Raw genomic sequence first — 18,940 nt, forward strand, 5'->3', positions numbered from 1 at the left:
GCCCGGCAGGAGCCGACTACGGCTCCCCGTATACGGAGGGAACACCTTGGCGATATCAGGTGACCGCTCACGGCAGCGGCTCAGACGGCTGTTCGTCGCCGCCGCCGCGATGGCCGCACTGACCGTCCAGATCCCGGCGCAGGCCACCGCGCCGGGATCCGGATCTGCCGCTGCACCAGCGGCGGCGGCCGGGAAGAAGACCCCGCATCCGTCGCACCGCGTGTGCGCCCATCCCGCCGACCCGTCGCACGCGGCCTGTTCCGCGCTGGAGCGCGACGACGTCGAGCAGTCCAAGGCACAGGTGGCCGCCAGCGCCGACGCCGCCCCGTCCGGCCTGGGACCCGCCGACCTCCAGGCCGCCTACCAGCTGCCGTCCTCGACCGGTGGTGCCGGGCAGACCGTGGCCATCGTCGACGCCTACGACGACCCGTCCGCGGAGACGGAACTGGCCACCTACCGGCAGCAGTACGGCCTGCCGGCGTGCACCACCGCCAACGGCTGCTTCACCAAGATCGACCATACGACGCGGTCCCGGCGGTCAATCCGACCTTCAGCCAGATCAACACGACCCTGGACAACCCGGCTCTGCGCCCGGCGTACTTCAGCTTCGGGAAGAACGAACCGCAGACCCTCGACCTGGCGAACGACAGCACCGCCGACGACACCGTCCAGGTGATGGTCTCCTACCAGTACCCGCTGCTGCGGCGGCTGCGCCTGCAAATGGTCGACCGGCGCGGACGTACGGTGGCGACCCCGTACGACGGGCACTGGATCTCCCGCAACGACGGCGCGGGCACCGGGATGGCCTTCTACGGCTGGGACGGCACCCGCACGGACGGCACACCGGCACCCGGCGGCACGTACCACCTGCGTCTGGTCTTCGACAAGGCGATGGGCGACGCGGACCTCGCCCCGCCGACCGAGACCTGGACATCACCGGAGGTCACCCTGGTGCGGTGACACCGCGGGACGGCACACCGCGGGGCCGCTGGGGGAGCGGCCGGTGCGCGGGGACACGGAAGGCTTCCCCGCGCACATGTGCCGCCGGGGCGGGCGAGCCAGGGGGCCGCAACGGCCGGCGACCGGAACGGGTATGGGCCGAGGTCTACGGGCGGACAGGGGGAGCCGCTAGCCTGCCGCCATGCCCCCCGTGATCAACGAATCCGGTCCCGCGCTGCGTATCCGCCTGCTCGGCGGGTTCCGGGTCGAGCGCGACGGGCCGGTGCCTGCTGCCGCGCGGTGGCGGCGGCACAGCGCGCAGGTCCTGGTCAAGCTGCTCGCGGTGGCGCCCGGGCACCGACTGCACCGGGGCGAGGTGCTGGCCGTCTGCTGGCCCGATGCCGACGAGGACGCCGCGACGCGCAGCCTGCGCGTCGCCCTGCACGCGGCGCGGCACGCGCTGGAACCGGAACTGCCTCCGCGTGCCTCCTCCGCGTACCTGCGGACGACGGGCGAGCTGCTGTCGCTGGACCCCGAGCGGGTCGAGGTGGACGTCGACCGGGTGGAGTCGTTGGCGGCGCGGTCGCTGCGCGCCGCCGGCCCCGGGCGACTCACCGCGCTGGAGGAGGCGGCCCGTGCCCTGCGCGGGGAGTTGCTGCCCGAGGACCGCTACGCCGACTGGTGCGCGGCGGCCCGCGACTCGATGGGCAGGCTGCGGCAGCGGGTGCTGGTCGCCCTGGCCGACGCGGCGGCCGCGGACGGCGCGGCAGACCGCGCGGTGGAGGTGCTGCGAGAGCTGCTCGACGCGGAGCCGCTCGCGGAGGCCGCACACCTCGCGCTGATGCGGGTCTTCCTGTCGACCGGTCAGCGGCGGCGGGCACTCGCGGCCTACCACGCGTGCCGCGACGTACTCGCCGCGGAACTCGGAGTCCGCCCCGGTCCGGAGATCGAGGAACTGCACCAGCAGGCCCTGACCACCCCGACGCCCGCGCCGGCCCCGGCGTCCCCGGTCGCCTCACCCCCCGGCGGTTCGCCGGCCGCCTTCCCCCTGGCCGCCCGCCCGCTGCGCGGCCGGGTCAGGGTGCTCGCGGAGCTCACCGCGCCGGCAGGGCCGGCGGTGCTGGTCAGCGGCGAGGCCGGGATCGGCAAGACCCGGCTGGTCGCCGAGGCGGCCCGGCGAGCCGACGAGTCCGGGGTGGCCGTGCTGTGGGGCGCCGGGCACGAGGCGGAGGGGCAGACACCGTACGGGGCCTTCGTCGACGCACTGGACGGCTATGTGGCCTCACGGCCCGAGGCCCTGCGGGCCGTACTCGGCGCCGAGTACCCCGAGCTGGCCGCGCTGCTGCCGGCCCTGGGCGCTCCGCCGCTGCCGCCGGTGGCCCCGGAGCAGGAACGCGCCCGGCTCTTCCGGGCCGTGGCCGCGCTGCTCGCCGAACTGTCGGCGGCCCGCCCGGCGCTGGTGGTGCTGGACGACCTGCACGCGGCCGACGTCGGCTCCGCGCAGCTGCTGCACCATCTCGCCCGGGTCGCCGCCGGGCGCTGGCGGCTGATCGTCACCTACCGCGACGACGGGCTGGCCGAGGACGACCCCCGGCGGGACCTGTTCGGCCGGCTCGCCCGGGAGGGGCTGGCCGTGCGACTGGAGCTGATGCGGCTGCCGCGGTCCGACTGCGACCTGATGGTCCGTGACCTGGTCGGCGGGACCGCGGCCGGATCCGGCATCGACCTGGACCGGCTCTACCGGCTGTCGCTGGGCAACCCGCTGTTCGCCGTCGAGCTGGCACGGACCGCGCAGGAGCACGGCGGCCGGCTTCCGGAGGGGGCAGGACTGGACAGCACCGAGCTGCCCGCCGCCGTCCGCGAACTGGTCGGCGCGCGGCTCGCGTCGCTGCCCACCGCGGCCCGCAGCCTGGTGGAGATCCTCGCCGTGGCCGGCGCGGGCGCACCGCTGCCCGAGCTGATGGACGTCGCCGCAGCGACCTGCCACCCGCCGATATCCCCGGCCGAACTGACGGCCGGCCTGGACTCGGCCTGCGCCGCCGGGATCGTCGCCGAGCGGGCGGTGCACCGCGACGGCACCCGGATGCCCGGCTACTCCTTCCGGCACCCCATGGTCGAACTCGTCTGCGGCCAGCGGATCAGTGGAGCACGCCGCCGGCAGCTGCACTCGGCCTTCGCGGACGCGGTGCTGCGGCACCGGCCCGGCGCGGTGGACGCGATCGTCTTCCACGTGCGCGAGGCGGACGACCCGCGCGCTGTGGGCTACCTGTGGCAGGCGGCCCGGCGGGCCGCCCGGCTCTACGCCAACGACAGCGCGCTGGACTACCTGGAGGAGCTGGTGGCCAGGCTGGACGCCGCCGCCTCGGCCGGCGCCCCCGTCACGGCCGGCGCCGTCGGCGGACCCACCGCCGCCGACGCCCGGATGGAACTGGCCGCAGTACAGCGCAGAACCGGTCGATACGCCGCAGCCGAGGAGACGCTGACCGCCGCACTGGAGGCGCACCAGCGGGCCGGCGACCGGGACCGCGCTCTGGCCGCGGCCGCCGAGCTGGGCGAGGTGATGGCCTGGTCGGGCCGGCCGCAGGACGGCCTCGACCTGCTCGGACGGCTGCCGGGACCGGTCAGAGGCAGTGCGGGGGAACCGGCCGCCGCGTATCAACTCGCGCTGATGGTGCTCCGGTTCGGGGTCGGCCACTACCCGGACGCGCTGCGGGCCGCGCGGGCCGCCACCGCGCTGGCCCGGCCCTTGGAGACGGAGCGCGGCCGCAGGCTGCTGGCCCGCGGGCTCGGCAACCAGGCAGTCAGCCTGTCCCTGCTCGGGCGGCCCCGGACGGCCTGGTCGGCCGCTCGTGAGGCATTGCCGGTCGCCGAGTCGACCGGCGACGCCCGGCTGATCGCCGACGTGGCCGCCGAACTCGCCGAACTCGCCCAGCTGGGCGGCCGCCTGGCGCAGGCCCGGGAGTACGCGGAGCGTGCCCGGTCGCTGGCGGTGGGCACCGGCGACCGGACCGCGATCGTCTTCAAGCACGCCAACCTGGGCCGGCTGTGCCTGCGACTCGGCGACTGGGCCGCCGCCGCGCGCGAGATCACCGCCGCGGAGGCCGCCTCCCGCGAGCTGGCGGACACCTGGTGCCGGGCGTACGCGCTGGCGAACGTGGGCGAGTTGCGGTCCTGGACCGGCGACGCCGAAGGAGCCCGGGCCTGCCTGGCCGACGCGGTCCTGCTGGCCGACCGGATCGGCGACCACCAGGCCCGGGTGGGTGTGCGGGCGATCCTGGCCGAACTCGCCGTGGAGCACGGGGACCAGGGCGGCCCGGCCGAGGCGCTGCGCCTGCTCGCCGGCGGTCGGTTCGGCCCGGAAGCGCGGCGCGGACCACGGCTGAGGGTGGACCCGCTCCGGGCATGGGCGTATCTGGCAGGCGGCCGGCCGGCCAGGGCCGAACGGCTGGCCGGGGAGACCGTACGGGCGGCGCGCGCGGCCGGCGAGCGCCTGGTCGAGCTGCCCGCCCGTCGGGTGCACGGCACCGCCCTGGCCGCGCTCGGACGGCACGGGGAGGCGGTTCGGGCGCTCAACACCGCCGCCGAGCAGGCGCGCACCATGCCGTACCCGTACGAGCTGGCCCGGATCCTGACCGCGCGCGCCGAGGCGCGCGCCGCCCACGACCCGCGTGCCGCCGCCGCCGACCGGGCGGATCCGGGACCGGCTGCGCGCCGCCGCAGTGGTAACAGCCTGGTAATCGCCCCCTCCTAGCGTGCGGCGCGGAAACCGCACCTCTCGCTCCAGGAGCGCCATGCAAGGCCCACCGAACCCTGCCGCCGTCGTCGTCGACGCGGGTACCGAGCCGTGGCGTCGCGTCGAGCCGCTGCTGGCCCGCTACCTCGACGAACTGCCCGCAGGCGGTGCCGTCGAACTGCTCAGCAGCGAGGAGGGCGTCGCTGCCGCGCTGCCGGACTGGTGCCGCCGGCGCGGTTCTGTGGCCTGGGAGCCGCTGGCGACCGGCGCAGGCTTCCTGATCCGCACCCGTGCCGAACACCCCGCACCCGAACCGCTCCCCGACCGCATGGAGGCTCCGTGATCCCGCACAGCAGACCCTGGCGCGCACGGCTCGGCGCCGCGCTCGCCGCCGCCGCGCTCGCACTCGCGCTGACGCCCGCCGTGGCCCTGGCCGTGCCGGCCGCGGCCACCGCAGCCGCGGAGAGCGCCGTACCGGCCTCATCCGCGGCCCCCGCCGCACGGCCGGTCCAGCACCCCGTGCACTCCGCCTGCGCGGCCCCGGCGAAGCGGGGGGAGATGAGCTGCCTCGCCCTGGTCCGGGACGACGTGGCTCCGTCCAAGGCACAGCTCAGCCCGGACGCGACAGCCGCTGCGACGCCACAGGGATACGGCCCGTCGGACCTCCGGTCCGCCTACAACCTCGGTGCCGGCGGCGGAGCCGGGCAGACCGTCGCGATCGTCGACGCCTACGACGACCCGAACGCCGAGAGCGACCTCGCGGCCTACCGCGCCCAGTACGGACTGCCCGCCTGCACCTCCGCCGGCGGCTGCTTCCGCAAGGTCGACGAGCACGGCGGCACCGACTACCCGACGGCCGACTCCGGTTGGGCGGAGGAGATCTCGCTCGACCTGGACATGGTGTCGGCCACCTGCCCGCAGTGCGACATCCTCCTGGTGGAGGCGAGCAGCGCGTACATGAACGACCTGGGCGCCGCGGTCAACGAGGCCGTCGCGCTGGGCGCCGAATACGTCTCCAACAGCTACGGCGGCCCCGAGTCCAGCCAGGACGCCTCCGCCGACACGGCGTACTTCCACCACCCCGGCGTCGCCATCACGGTCAGCTCCGGCGACAACGGCTACGGCGTCTCGTATCCGGCGTCGTCCCCCGAGGTGACCGCGGTCGGCGGCACCTCGCTGCTCCCCGCCGCGGGCACCGGACGGGGCTGGACCGAGTCGGCCTGGAGCCGCGCAGGCAGCGGCTGCTCCGCCTACACCGCCAAGCCCTCCGTGCAGCACGACAGCGGCTGCGCCAGGCGGAGCGTCGCGGACGTCTCCGCGGTCGCCGACCCGAACACCGGTCTGGCGGTCTACGACACCTACGGCGTCGGCGGCTGGCTGGTGGTGGGCGGCACCAGTGCCTCCTCGCCGATCATCGCCGGCGTGTACGCGCTGGCCGGGACCCCGGCCGCCGGCACGCTGCCGCGCGACTACCCGTACGCCAACGCCGACGCGCTCAACGACGTCACCTCGGGCAGCAACGGGAGCTGCGACAGCTCCTACCTGTGCACCGCCCAGGCCGGCTACGACGGCCCGACCGGGCTCGGCACCCCCGACGGTGTGGCCGGCTTCTCGCCGGTCGGCAACCACGCGCAGCTGACCGGCACGGTGACCGACGCGGCGACCGGCAGTCCGGTCGCCGGGGCGAAGGTCACCGCGGGCGACGGCTCGGCCGACACGGACGCGCAGGGCCGGTACTCGCTGCTGCTGGTTCCGGGCGACCACACCGTCGCGGTGAGCGCGTTCGGCTACCAGGACGGCTCGGCGCAGGTGAGCCTGGCAGCAGGACAGACGCTGTCCCAGGACCTCGCACTGACCGCCGTCCCCATGGTGCACCTGACCGGAGCGCTGCACGACGGCTCCGGCCACGGCTGGCCGCTGTACGCGACGATCACCGTGCCGGGCGACCCCGGAGGACCCTTCCACACCGACCCCTACACCGGGGCGTACGACCTGGTGCTGCCCGCGGACAGCACCCAGCAGCTGACCTTCGCCCCGGCGCTGCCCGGGTATCAGAAGGTCACCCGGTCGGTCACCGTCGGCACCGCCACCGCCGGCCTCGACGTGACCGCCCCGGTGGACGCCGCCGCCTGCACCGCGCCCGGTTACGCGGCGGTGTACGACGGGCTCACCGAGCCCTTCGCCGCAGCCACGGCCCCGGCCGGCTGGACAGTGGACGACCTGGCCGGCAACGGCGCGGTCTGGGCCTTCGGCAACCCCGGTGGTATCGGCAACCGGACCACCGGCAGCGGCGGCTTCGCCGCCGTCAACGGCCGCACCTTCCCGACCGGGACCCTGCCGGACACCGAGCTGACCTCGCCCGCAACCGACCTCTCCGATGCGACGACACCGCAACTGGAGTTCCACACCTACCTGCTGGGCTACTACAACCCCGGCTCGCACGCCCAGGCCGACCTGTCCACGGACGACGGCCGGACCTGGCAGACGGTCTGGGACAAGCAGAGCGCCGGTGTCTCCGGTGCGCTGCAGACCGTCGCCCTCCCGCAGGCGGCGGGTAAGTCCCAGGTCAAGGTCAGGTTCCACTTCCAGGGCTCCAGCGCCAACGACTGGCAGGTCGACGACGTCAGCCTCGGCCGGCGCTCCTGCGCGCCGCAGTCCGGCGGACTGCTCGCCGGCCGGGTCACCGACGCCAACACCAAGGCCGGGCTGAACGGGGTCACCGTGGGCTCCACCGAAGCCGGCGGCCCGAGCGCCAGGACCGCCTCGACCGGAGACCCGGCAGTCGGCGACGGCTTCTACACCCTGTTCTCGGCCGCCGGGACGCACACCTTCAGCGCCGGCGCAGCGCACCGCACCACCGTGCAGAAGAGCCCCAAGGTGGCCGCCGACGCCGTCACCAAGGTCAACTTCCCGCTGCCCGCGGGCCAGGTCGTGGTCTCCGGCGGCGTCACCGGCACGGTGAAGATGGGCACCAGCAAGACCGCCACGGTCACCCTGCACAACACCGGCGGAGCACCCGCAACCGTCAAGCTCAACCAGGCCGGCGGCGGCTACTCGCTCCTGACGAGCCCGAGCGGCAAGCCGGCCGGCGTGGCCGCGACGACGTCCCGGCACTCGCTGGTCGGCAGCAGGACCGCCGCCGCGGCAGTGACGCGGCCCGCCCTCGCCGGCTCCGCTGCCGATCCGGCGTGGACCTACGGGCCCGACTACCCGACCGGGATCGCGGACAACGTGGTCAGCAGTTACGACGGCAAGGTCTACTCGGTGGGCGGCCTGTCCGCCGACGGCAACAACGTGATGAGCCTGACCAGTGCCGGGTACGTACTCGACCCGGGCACCGGCGGCTGGAAGCCGATCGCTCCCGAGCCGGTCGTCCGCGACCAGGGCGACGGCGCCTTCGTCGGCGGCAAGCTGTACGTCACCGGCGGCTGGTCCGCCGCCCAGGACGGATCGACGGTGACCGCCCTGGACATCTACGACCCGCACACCGACACCTGGTCGACCGGCGCTCCGGTCCCCACCGCCTACGCCGCCTCCGGCGTGACGGCGCTCGACGGCAGGCTGTACCTGGTCGGCGGCTGCCGGCAGCGCTGCGGCAGCACCGACGTGTGGGTCTACACCCCCGGCACCGACCGCTGGCAGAAGGCGGCCAGTTACCCCGAGGCCACCTCGTGGGTGTCCTGCGGCACGATCGCCGGCCGCATCTACTGTGCCGGTGGCACCACCGACAACCAGTCCAGCATCAACGGGTACAGCTACGACCCGGCGACCAACGCCTGGAAGCCGATCGCCGCGATGCCGATGGACATCTGGGGCGCCGCGTACAGCGCCGCCAACGGACTGCTGATCGTCGCCGGCGGCGCCAGCGGCAACGGCACCTGGATCGACCAGGAGAGCTACGCCTACGACGCGGCAACCGACACCTGGTCCGCCCTGCCGGCCTGGAACGTCCAGCCCAGCTACCGGGGCGGAGGCGCCTGCGGCTTCTACACCGTCGGCGGCGGCGACGAGGGCCCGGACCGGCTCACCCGGATCCTGGCCGGCTTCGACGCGTGCGACGGCACCAGCGTGTCCTGGCTGACCCTCGACAACCGCACGCTGACGCTGCAGCCAGGCCAGTCCGCGACCGTCACGGCCACCCTGGACGCCGCTGCCCCCTCGGTCACCCAGCCCGGCGACTTCACCGCCGAGGTCGACCTCGGGACCGACACCCCGTACCGGCTCGCACCGCTTCCGGTCACCATGCACGTGACGCCGCCGAGCAGTTGGGGCAAGCTGACCGGCACCGTGACCGGAGTCGACTGCGACGGGAAGCCTGCACCGCTGGCGGGGGCGTCCGTCCAGATCAGCAGCTGGGTGGCCACCTACTCGCTCGTCACCGGGACCGACGGGTCGTTCAGCCTCTGGCTGGACAAGCGCAACAACCCGCTCACCATGACCGCCTACGCCCCCGACCACCTCGCGGTCACCCGCACCGTGAAGATCGTCGCGGGGATTACCACGACTGAGGACTTCAGCCTGGCGTCCTCGATCTGCCTGTAGCCCACCGCACCACCCGCTGCTCCCGGCCGTCCAGGCAGCCGGGTCGACGCCGGCCCCGCGCGCACCGTGCCGCGGGGCTCCGGCGCGTCCGGCGGACGGCGGGGCCGGGCGCCCGGGCCCACCGGCCATGGAGCGGCGAACCCGGGCTCAGCTCTCCCGCATTCGGGACAGATTGCCGGGCGTGCCCGGCGACCTTTCCACGCGCAACCAGTCGTGCCGGGAGGCGTACCAGCCGAGCTGCATACGGGTGGAGACGCCGGCGCGGTCCATCAGCCCGCGCACGCGGCGCAGCACCGTGCGCCGTCCGACGTCGAGCTGCCGGGCGATCACCTCGTCGGTGAGCCCGCTCAGCAGCAGGGTCAGCAGCCGGACGTCGGCGTCGCCCAGCTCATCACTGCCGGTTCCGTGCCCGGCACCGGCGGTGGCCTCGCCGGCGCCGGCGTCGGCGTCCACGGCAAAGGACGACCTCAGCGGCAGGGCCTCCGCCCAGACCCGCTCGAACAGCTCGATGATCCCGTCGAGCAGCGGACTGCGGTGGACCAGCACACAGCCCGAGCCGTCAAGAGCCGGATCGAAGCCGACCGCGGGAAGCATGGCCAACTCCCGGTCCACGACCAGCATCTTCAGCGGGACGCGCGAGGTGACGCGCGCCTGCCTGCCGGCCCGGACACAGGCAAGGACGTCGGACAGGGCGGTCGCCCGCGCCAGCGCGGCCCGGTCGTGGACCGTGCGGTAGCGGACGCCCGCCTCCAGCCGCTCGATCTCGGTGTGATGGGCCGGGCGACCCGGTACACCGGCCGGGCGGTGCGACAGGTAGGGCGGCGCGTCGAACATCAGGACCTCGGCGCGCGCACCACGCTGGAGCTGGTCGACCTGCTGGGCGACGGCCGCGCTCGGGGTGAACTCCACCGGCAGGTCACCGGGGCGTACCGATCCGCGGTACTCCTCCGCAAGCCTGGCCAGCCAGGCGCGGGCAGCCAGCAGCTCCTGATGGTGGGTCAGCAATAGCGCCTCCCCGGCGAGATGAGGCGGGGAGGCGATCAACTCGCCGCCCGGCTCGGGGGGCATGGTCAGCAGCCCCTTTGCGGCCAGGCCGTCCGCCACCTCGCGGATCCACTGCGGCCGGGGCAGGGCTCCCGCCCCGCCGGACTCCCCGCCGAGGACGCCCAGCCCGATCAGGTTCTGCAGGGTGCTCGGCCCGAAGCGCACGAGCGCCTCGTAGACCTCCGCCTCATGCGGGGTCAGCCCGATCGCCTCCAGCATTCGCTGCCCCCTTCGCCGTTCCCCGCGGGGGGCCGGCCATCGGCCCGGACGCTAACCGCAGGCGATTACACGGGCATTACCAGCGGCCCGGCCCGTCGTCGGCAGCTGACGCCGGGGTGGCGCAAGTGTGTCGCTGGCACGTTTGCGCTGGCCGGGACGGGTGTGGTGTGCGGGGATGCCGGGGGACGCTACGGCCGGGTCCGAGATCCGGACCCGGAAGGAGCCAACCCGGCATGCAAAGACCCCTCATACGTGTCGCGGTATCCGCCTCCGCGGCCCTGGCCGCGGTGCTGGCCGCGTCCATGACCCCGGTCGCCGGCGCCACCCCACGCGTCGGCGCCACCTTCGAGGCGCTGGACCCGGCTGTCACCTCGGCGGTGCACACCGTCGCCCTGGTGACCGGCGACACCGTCGTCGTCACCGACCACGGTGGCAGTCGCCTCGTCGCGTTCAAGCCCGGGCCCGGCGACCCCTCGGGTGGTGCGGCCATCACCCAGTTCGGCCGGAACATCACCGTCGTCCCCGACGAGGCACGTGGACTACTGGACACCGGTGCGCTCGACTCCCGCCTCTTCGACGTCAGTTCCCTCATCGACCAGGGCTACGACGACGGCACGGCCCTACCGGTCATCGTCCAGGGCAGCGGTGGCGCGGGGAGCGTCCCTTCGGTCCCTGGCGCCACGCGGATCCGAACCCTGCCGTCCATGCGCGCCCTGGCGGCCCGCGTGACGGGGCACCAGTCGCACGCGTTCTGGACCGGCCTGCGCGACCGCAAAGGCGGTGCCACGGCGAGCCGGCTGGCCGGAGGCGTCCGCAAGGTCTGGCTCGACGCCCGCGTCAAGGCGGCCGACGACGTGAGCAACGCGCAGATCGGTGCCCCCCAGGCGTGGGCCGCCGGATACGACGGGACGGGCGTCGACGTCGCCGTGCTGGACACCGGCATCGACGCGACGCACCCGGACCTGGCGGGAAAGGTCGTCGACGCGCAGAACTTCAGCACCTCCGCCGACACCGTGGACCGCTTCGGCCACGGGACCCACGTCGCGTCCATCATCGCGGGCAGCGGTGCCGCCTCCGGCGGGAAGTACAAGGGCGTCGCGCCCGGCGCGCGCCTGCTCGTCGGCAAGGTGCTCGGCGACGACGGCTCCGGCACGGAGGACTCCGTGATCGCCGGCATGCAGTGGGCGGCCGGCAAGGCGCGCGTCATCAGCATGAGCCTGGGCAGCAGCCAGCCGAGCGACGGCACCGACCCGATCAGCGCCGCCGTGGACTCCCTGACGGCGTCGACCGGATCGCTCTTCGTGATCGCGGCGGGCAACACCGGCCCCGACCCGATCACGATCGGATCCCCGGGCGCGGCAGCCTCTGCGCTCACCGTCGCCGCCGTCGACCGCAACGACGCCGTCGCCTCCTTCTCCAGCCGCGGCCCGCTGCTCGGCCTGGGCGCGACCCTCAAGCCCGACATCGCCGCGCCCGGCGTGGACATCGTCGCGGCCCGGGCCGCCGGGACCAGCATGGGTACGCCGCTCGACGCCGATTACACCAGCGCCAGCGGCACGTCGATGGCCACACCGCACGTCTCGGCCGCCGCGGCCATCCTCGCCGAGGAACACCCGGCGTGGGGCGCCGCCGACATCAAGGGCGCGCTGATGTCCAGCGCCAAGGTCCTGCAGGCGGGTGCCCTCGCGGACGGTGCCGGACGCGTCGACCTGGTCTCGGCCCTCAAGGACACGGTCTGGGGCACCGACGCCTACTTCGGCGACTGGACGTCAGGGCAGACCGGCGACGCGATCACCCGCACGATCACCTTCCACAACACCGCCACCACCACCGTCACCCTGCACCTCGGCAGGAGCCTGACCGTCGACGGCGGACCGGCCGACGACGCCGCACTCACCCTCGCCGACAGCACGCTGACGCTGCCCGCGGGCGGTGACGCAACCGAGAGTGTGACCCTCGACCCGGCGCAGGCCACCACCCCCGGTACCTACACCGGCACCGTCACGGCCACCGCCGACGACGGCACCGCCGCGCACGCCACGGTGGCGTTCACCCGCGACCAGCCGGACTTCCACATCACCCTCAAGGGCCTGATGCACGACGGCACTCCTGCCGGACCGGCCTCCAGCGTGGTGCTCTACGACCTCAGGTCCAACAATCCGCCCAGGCAACTTCGCTTCGGCGCCGACGGCACGGCGAGCGCCACGGTCAAGCCGGGCCGATACGCCGTACTCGGCACCATGGGCAACAGCGGCTCGCAGGTGACCTTCGCCTTTCCTGACGTCACCGTGACCGACCACGACGTCACGCTGACCGCCGACGGACGCCAGGGGCAGCCGCTGGTCGCCGGCCCGCCGCAGCGCACCGATCCTGGAGCCGTGGCGGTCTCCGTCAGCCGCAGGTCCGCCGAGCAGGCCGTCGGCGTCGCCACGACCGTGATCACCAGCACCTGGTACGCCCAGTACGTGATCCCCTCGGACAAGCCCTCGGACGGCGTGCTCAACGAGACCGTCCACTGGTCCCTGGAGGCACCGGCGATCACCGCCTCCGCGCGACTGCCCCGGGGACAGGTCGACCTCGGCGCCGTCGCCGTCAGCTACTCCGGCCGCTTCGACGGAACCCGTCGTCTCGATGTGGCCGACGTCGGCCTCGGAACGGCTGCCGAGCTCGCCGGGCGCGACCTCACCGGCAAGCTCGCCCTCGTCCGGTTGGGCACCGAGAGCGTCTACACGCTGCTGCCCCGGATCGCCGCCGCAGGACCCGCCGCCATCATGCTCGTGAACAGCAGCGACAGCCCGCCGGCCGCCGGCGTGCAACTCGCCGTTCCCGCCTTCGGAGTGGGCCGCAGCGTCGGTGAGCAGATCGCGGCCTCCGCCTCCGAACGGAGGACCACGGTGGCCGTCAGCTCCCACACCCACCCGCCCTACTCCTACGAACTGCTCATGGCACGCCAGGGACAGCTCCCCGCGGACCAGAGGTACGCCCCGGCCCCGTCCGAACTCGCCACCCTGGACACGGCGACCTACACCTCCGCCACCGACCCGGCCACGACCGCCTGGGCACAGTACGCCTGGCTTGGCGTGAGCACGCTGACCGGCGGCGGCACCGGTATGTTCCACTTCTCCAGCCCGGGCACGACGGAGAAGGTCTACGTCACCGCGAAGGACGCGCGGTGGTCGGGGACAGTCGCACCTGCCAACGCGGCGAGCCAGTTCTCCTTGCCCCTCCAGACGTACGCGGCGGGGCGGACCGCGCACCTGTCCTGGTTCGAGCCGGTGCTCCACCCGGCGACCCCGTCCACCTCCGGCTCCGGTCTGCTCCAGCGCACCGGCGACACCATGGACGTGGTGATCCCCGTGTGGGCTGACGGCTCGGCGCGCAGTTTCCAGTCGCTGCCCGGTGCCGGTGACACCAGCGCGTTCAGGATGTACGTCAACGGCTCCCTGGCCGGCTCGCTGACCGCTCCGTTCTTCGAGGTGAAGAACCTGCCGGCGGCCAGGAGCACGTACCGCTTCGAGCTGGACCAGCAGCAGACCGGCGCCTGGCGGAGCGTCAGCACCGAGGCTCACACGGCCTGGACGTTCTCCTCCGCCCACCAGGACGGCGACACCGCGGCGAACCTGCCGCTGCTCTTCGCCGACTACGACCTGAAGGGGATCTCCCTGCAGTCGACGGTAAAGCCGGGCAGTCACCCGCTCGCCCTCGCCTTCCGGGAGGCGGGAGGCGCCGCGAACGTCTCGGCCGCGAGCGTCAGCGTCTCCTACGACCACGGAGTCACCTGGCAGCACCTGCCTTCCCGGTACTCCGGCAGTTCCCTGAGCACGGTCCTCGTCGTGCCGCACGGCGCCCCGTCCGTGTCGCTTCGGGTCCATGCCGCGGACACCGGCGACAGCGCTCTCGACCAGACGATCCTGGACGCGGTGCGGGTGGGCTGACAGCCCACCCGCACATCGGCCCGCGCCCCCCGGAGCCACCGGGGGGCGCGGGCCTTTCCGCCTTGGCGTTGGACCAGGAGCCGGCCGCCCGACCTGAGGGCGCGACAACGCCGGTGGCGTGCCCCCGCGTCAGGCGAGGGCACGCCACCGGCGTCTCAGCTCAGCCGCAGGCAGCGAGCGGCTGGAGTGTGAAGGCCAGGGTGGCCGTCGCCCCGGCCTTGAGCTTCACCTTCTGCGTCTGCGGCCGCCAGCGGTCGGCGGCCGCCGTGACCTGGAACGGGCTGTTCCTGGTGTTCACCCAGTAGACGAACCCGCCGTCGGCCGAGGTCGTCACCGCGTAGTCGGCGGACGCGGAATCGATTTCCACGACCGCTCCCGCGAGCGGCGAGGTGGCGGTGCACCCGGCGCCCGAAACGGTGCCGGTGATCCGCCCCCAGGTCTTCGGCGGTGCCACCGTCATGGTGACCCCTACCAGGGGGGTGCCGTACGGGGTGTTGTGGTCGAGTACCAGCTGGGCGCTGTAGGTGCCGGGCTGGGCGATGGCCGAGGCGTCGGTGCCGACGGTCACGGTGACGCTCTGGCCGGGTTGGACGGTCAGGCTCGCGGGGCTCTCCGAGAGCCAGTTGACGTCCGAGGACTCGGTGCACTGGTCGTAGCCGGGCAGCATCTCGCTCGTGGCGACGGTGGTGAAGCTGCCGGCGGAGCCGCCGATGCGGTAGAGGCCGCAGGCGCCGGCCGACCGGTAGAGGGTGACCGGGGCGTTCGGGACCGGCTGCCAGCTGTCGGCCGCCGGATCGTATGCCCAGCCCTGGTTGGTGACCAGGGTGTTGTTGCCGGTGACGCCACCGGAGACCACCAGGGTGCCGTTGGCGGCCGTGTAGCTGCCGCCCCACAGGTCGACCGGCATCCGGGCGACCGAGGTCCATGCGTCGGCCGCCGGGTCGTAGGTGTAGGCCGCCCAGTAGGTCGCCGTGGTGGAGTCGCCGCCGGCGCAGTACAGCGAGCCGGTGATGCCGCCGCAGGCCTCCCAGGCCACGGGGAGGGGGTAGTTGGCGCCCCGGCTCCAGGTGTTGCTCGCCGGGTCGTAGATCTGTACGTCGGTGTGGCCGCAGGTGGTGGCGTCGCAGCCGCCGACGACGTAGAGCCTGCCGCCGAGGACGGCCGTGCCCGAGCCGCCGTAGCCGTGGGGGATCGGGGCGCCCGTGGTCCAGGTGTCCGTGACCGGGTCGTAGATGTCCAGGGTGGTGAGGGTGGGGCCGCTGTTGCCCCAGCCGCCGGTCAGGTAGTACTTGCCGTCGATGAACGCGCCGGCTCCCGCGTCGCGGGGCTCGGGCATCGTGGCGGTGGCGGTCCAGTTCCCGCTCTGCGTGTCGTAGACGTAGCCGGTGTCCCTTGCCGTTGCCGAGCTGGCGCCGCCGAAGGAGTAGACCTTGCCCTGGTAGGTGCCGGCGTTGCTGTCCATGACCGCTGTGGGGAAGTCGGCGAGAGATGACCAGGAGGCGTCGGCGGGTGCGGCCTCGGGCGCGGCCTTGGACGGCGAGGCCTGGGCCGCGGCGGCCCCGGTCGGGGAGAGCGGCGAGAAGGTGCCCTTCACCTGCTTCAGCGGGGCGCCGGTCCGGTCCTGGCCGGTGCTGTTGGCCTTGGCCGCGTCGGCCGTGAAGGCGGCGCCGCGCTCGTGGATCGTCACCGCGGCCGGCGCGCTGCCGGTGTTGCTGACGGTGAGTTGCGTGGACTCCTTCCCGCCGAGGGTGGCGAGGGTGCTGAGGCCGGTCTGCTTCACGGTGATGCGGCCCGCGGTCAGCGCCGCGTCGCCCAGGACGGGGGTGTTCCGGCTGACCGTCAGCGTCCTGGTGGCGGTGGCGTAGTGCGCATCGCTCGCCGTCAACTGCCGGTCGCCGGTGGCCGGGACGAACAGCTGGTAGAAGCCGTCGCCCTGCCCCGGGTCGGGCGCTGAAGTGACGCTCGCGCCGTCCACCGTGACCTTGGCTCCGTTCAGCGCAGCCCCGGTGTTGGCGTCGGTGATCGTGCCCGCGACCAGGCCGCCGGTCTGCGCATCGCAGCTGCGGGTGCCGACGAAGGCGTCGTCGATGGCCCACCAGTAGTCCCAGGAGGTGCTGAGGCCGTAGTGGAAGCGGATGCGGACGTCGCTCTGGTGCGCGGCCTGCGGGACCGGGATGGTCTCCAGCTTCGGGCCGCGGCCGTCGTTGGCCTTCCAGACCTGGGTCCAGGTGGTGCCGCCGTCGGTGCTGAGGGAGACCCAGACGCCGTTGCCGTACATCTCGTAGTAGTCGGAGTGGAATCCGATGACCGGGTCGTCCACGTTCGTGAGGTCGTAGACGGGGGAGTCGAGGTCGCTCTGGATGCCGGCGCCCAGACCCAGCTTCTTGGCGTCGACGATCGCGAAGCCGCCGGTCCCACCGGTCTGGTTGGGCTGACTGATGTCGTCGAAGGCCCAGCCGCCGAGCGCCGTGGAGTTGGTGACGGTCCAACCGGCGGGCAACGAGCCGCCCTCGAAGTCCGAGTGGCCGCCTGTGTAGTCCGCCGCGTAGCCCGGGGCGTAGCAGAGGTCCTGGTCGATGCCGAGTTTCAGGTCCGCGGTGACCGGGCTGGTGCCCGCCGAGGTCAGGTCCACGGTCTGGTCGAGCGGCCGGTAGCCGCGGGCGACCGCGGCGGCGTGCAGGGTGTAGGAGGTGCCGGTGGGCAGGTCGACGGAGAACTTGCCGGTCAGCGGGTCGGTGTAGATCGGTGCGCCCGGGCGTCCCGGGATGGTGATCGCGGCGTACAGCGGCCAGCCCTGGCCGGAGCCGTCGGTGACCGTGCCGGAGACCGACGCCTTCGGCTGGGGGACGAGAGTGAAGTCCATCACGGTGTCCGCGCCCTGGGACACGGTCGTGGTGGCGGTCTTCTGCCCGTATCCGAAGGCGCTGACCGCAAGGGTCTGGTCACCGGTGGGCAGGGTCAGGCGGTAGCCGCCGTCTGCTCCGGTGGTCGCGGTGGCGTCGCCGACCGCGACCGTCGCTCCGGACACCGGGTTGCCGGTGACGGAGTCCGTGACCTTTCCGCTGACCTGGCCCTGCTCGCCGGGTGCGCGGAAGGCGGCGAGGCCTGACGGGGTGCCCAGGCCGGTGGGCCCGTCCCAGCCGCTGCCGGCCGTGCAGATGCCGCCGCCGCAGCCGCCGTTGCTGCCACTGGTGACATCGTGCAGGTCGGCGATGTCCTGGTACGGGTAGGAGTTGGGATAGGTGCCACTCTGCGGTGTCCCGGCCAGCGCGTACACGGAGGCGACGATCGGGGCTGCGGCGCTGGTGCCGCCGAAGACGCCCCAGCCGGTCTCCTCGTAGGAGTCGTAGACCGCGACGCCGGTGGCCGGGTCGGCGACTGCGGAGACATCGGCCTCCGAGCGCTTCGGGCAGGCGCTGTCGTGCTGGAAGGACGGCTTGGCGAAGTAGGCGGAGCAGCCGCTGCCGCCCAGGCTCCAGGCGCTCTCGGCGAAGCCCCGTGTGCTGGAGTCGCGGGCCAGCGTGGTGCCGCCGACCGCGGTGACGTGCGAGGAGGTCGCCGGATAGGAGGATCCGAAGCCCGAGTCCCCGGTGCTGGCGGTGATGACGACGCCGGGGTGGTCGTACGCGGGATCGAGGGAGGTGACCGCGGGCTGCTCGCTGCCGCCGTAGCTGTTGGACACGTACCCGGCGCCCAGCAGCACCGCGGTGTTCTCGGCCGCGGCCAGGTCGGTCAGCAGCGCGGAGTCGGCTTCGACGAGGACGATATGCGCGTTGGGCGCGACCGCGGAGACCATGTCGAGGTCGAGGGAGATCTCACCGGCCCAGGACGGGTTGGCCGCGGGGTGGCTGCTGCCGCCGCGCTGGTCCGTCTTCCGGAAGCAGCCGTTGGCGGTGGTGCAGGCCGGGAGCCCGTACTGGGCGCGGTAGACCGCGAGATCGGCTTCCGCGTTCGGGTCGTCGTAGGCGTCGACGACCGCGACGGTCGGAGTGCCGGTCCCGGTGGCGGGCAGCCCGTAGGCGGAGTGCAGGTCGGCGGGGCCGTAGCCGCTGGGCAGCGCCATCGGCACCACACCGGCGCGGGCGGTGACGTCGGTGCGGCGCAGCGCCATGCAGGCGGCCTCGCCTGTTTTCGGCGCCGCGCACACATGGACGGTGGGGGCGGTGGCCGGAGTCGCCGCACCCGGGCTCGGCGGGGTCGCCGCTGCGGGTATCTGCTGGCACAGGCCCAGGACGAGCGCCAGCCCGACGCCGAGTGCGGCGGCTGGGCCGCGGCGTGCCGGGCCTCTCGTGTTGCGCAAGGTTCCTCCTCGGAACGGACGTGGCCGGCGGGTCTCGACAGCGCTGCGCCTCGTGCGGGTGGGCCCGCGGGTGGGCTGGGTCAGCGTCCACGCGGACTTTCGGCTGACGGACTGCGGCCATGACGCGGCAGCAGAAGACCGGATCGCCACGCTGCCGCATACGCCGGCGGTGGTTCCGCCGACTGATCGGCAAGGTTGCCGGGAAGGAGTTACCGGGCCGTTACCGCA

The 18,940-nt window shown here is 73.7% G+C and carries 7 protein-coding genes; 5 read left to right on the top strand and 2 right to left on the bottom strand.

Annotated features, from left to right (window positions below):
* Window positions 1-480: 480 nt before the first annotated feature.
* From NFU81_RS00355 to NFU81_RS00375, 4 genes are all read left to right on the top strand, one after another.
* Window positions 481-960 carry a hypothetical protein gene (locus NFU81_RS00355; RefSeq protein WP_251483528.1) on the top strand — a complete coding sequence of 160 codons (480 nt, stop codon included), beginning with the start codon at window positions 481-483 and terminating at the stop codon, window positions 958-960.
* Between the two features lie 181 nt (window positions 961-1,141).
* Window positions 1,142-4,690, top strand: coding sequence for an ATP-binding protein (locus NFU81_RS00360; RefSeq protein WP_251483531.1), 3,549 nt, complete (start codon window positions 1,142-1,144; stop codon window positions 4,688-4,690).
* Window positions 4,691-4,730: 40 nt separating this feature from the next.
* On the top strand, window positions 4,731-5,015 hold the full coding sequence (locus NFU81_RS00365) for a hypothetical protein (protein ID WP_251483533.1): 285 nt from the start codon (window positions 4,731-4,733) through the stop codon (window positions 5,013-5,015).
* On the top strand, window positions 5,012-9,214 hold the full coding sequence (locus NFU81_RS00375; RefSeq protein ID WP_308208240.1) for a carboxypeptidase-like regulatory domain-containing protein: 4,203 nt from the start codon (window positions 5,012-5,014) through the stop codon (window positions 9,212-9,214). The genes NFU81_RS00365 and NFU81_RS00375 overlap by 4 nt, the downstream gene beginning before the upstream one ends.
* 147 nt (window positions 9,215-9,361) lie before the next feature.
* On the opposite strand, the gene NFU81_RS00380 is transcribed toward NFU81_RS00375, so the two are convergent.
* Window positions 9,362-10,477: a helix-turn-helix transcriptional regulator gene (locus NFU81_RS00380; protein WP_251483536.1), complete on the bottom strand. Its 1,116-nt coding sequence runs from the start codon at window positions 10,475-10,477 to the stop codon at window positions 9,362-9,364.
* Window positions 10,478-10,710: 233 nt separating this feature from the next.
* Here NFU81_RS00380 and NFU81_RS00385 point away from each other — a divergent pair, with 233 nt between their 5' ends.
* Entirely contained in the window at window positions 10,711-14,412 is a 3,702-nt protein-coding gene (locus tag NFU81_RS00385) for a S8 family serine peptidase (protein WP_251483537.1), read from the top strand.
* 160 nt (window positions 14,413-14,572) lie between these two features.
* Here the strand turns inward: NFU81_RS00385 and NFU81_RS00390 are convergent, their stop codons facing one another.
* Window positions 14,573-18,712, bottom strand: a complete 4,140-nt coding sequence (locus tag NFU81_RS00390) for a carboxypeptidase regulatory-like domain-containing protein (protein ID WP_308208241.1) — start codon at window positions 18,710-18,712, stop codon at window positions 14,573-14,575.
* Window positions 18,713-18,940: the final 228 nt, after the last annotated feature.

The organism is Actinacidiphila cocklensis, from assembly GCF_907177275.1.
Classification (GTDB): Bacteria; Actinomycetota; Actinomycetes; order Streptomycetales; family Streptomycetaceae; genus Actinacidiphila; species Actinacidiphila cocklensis.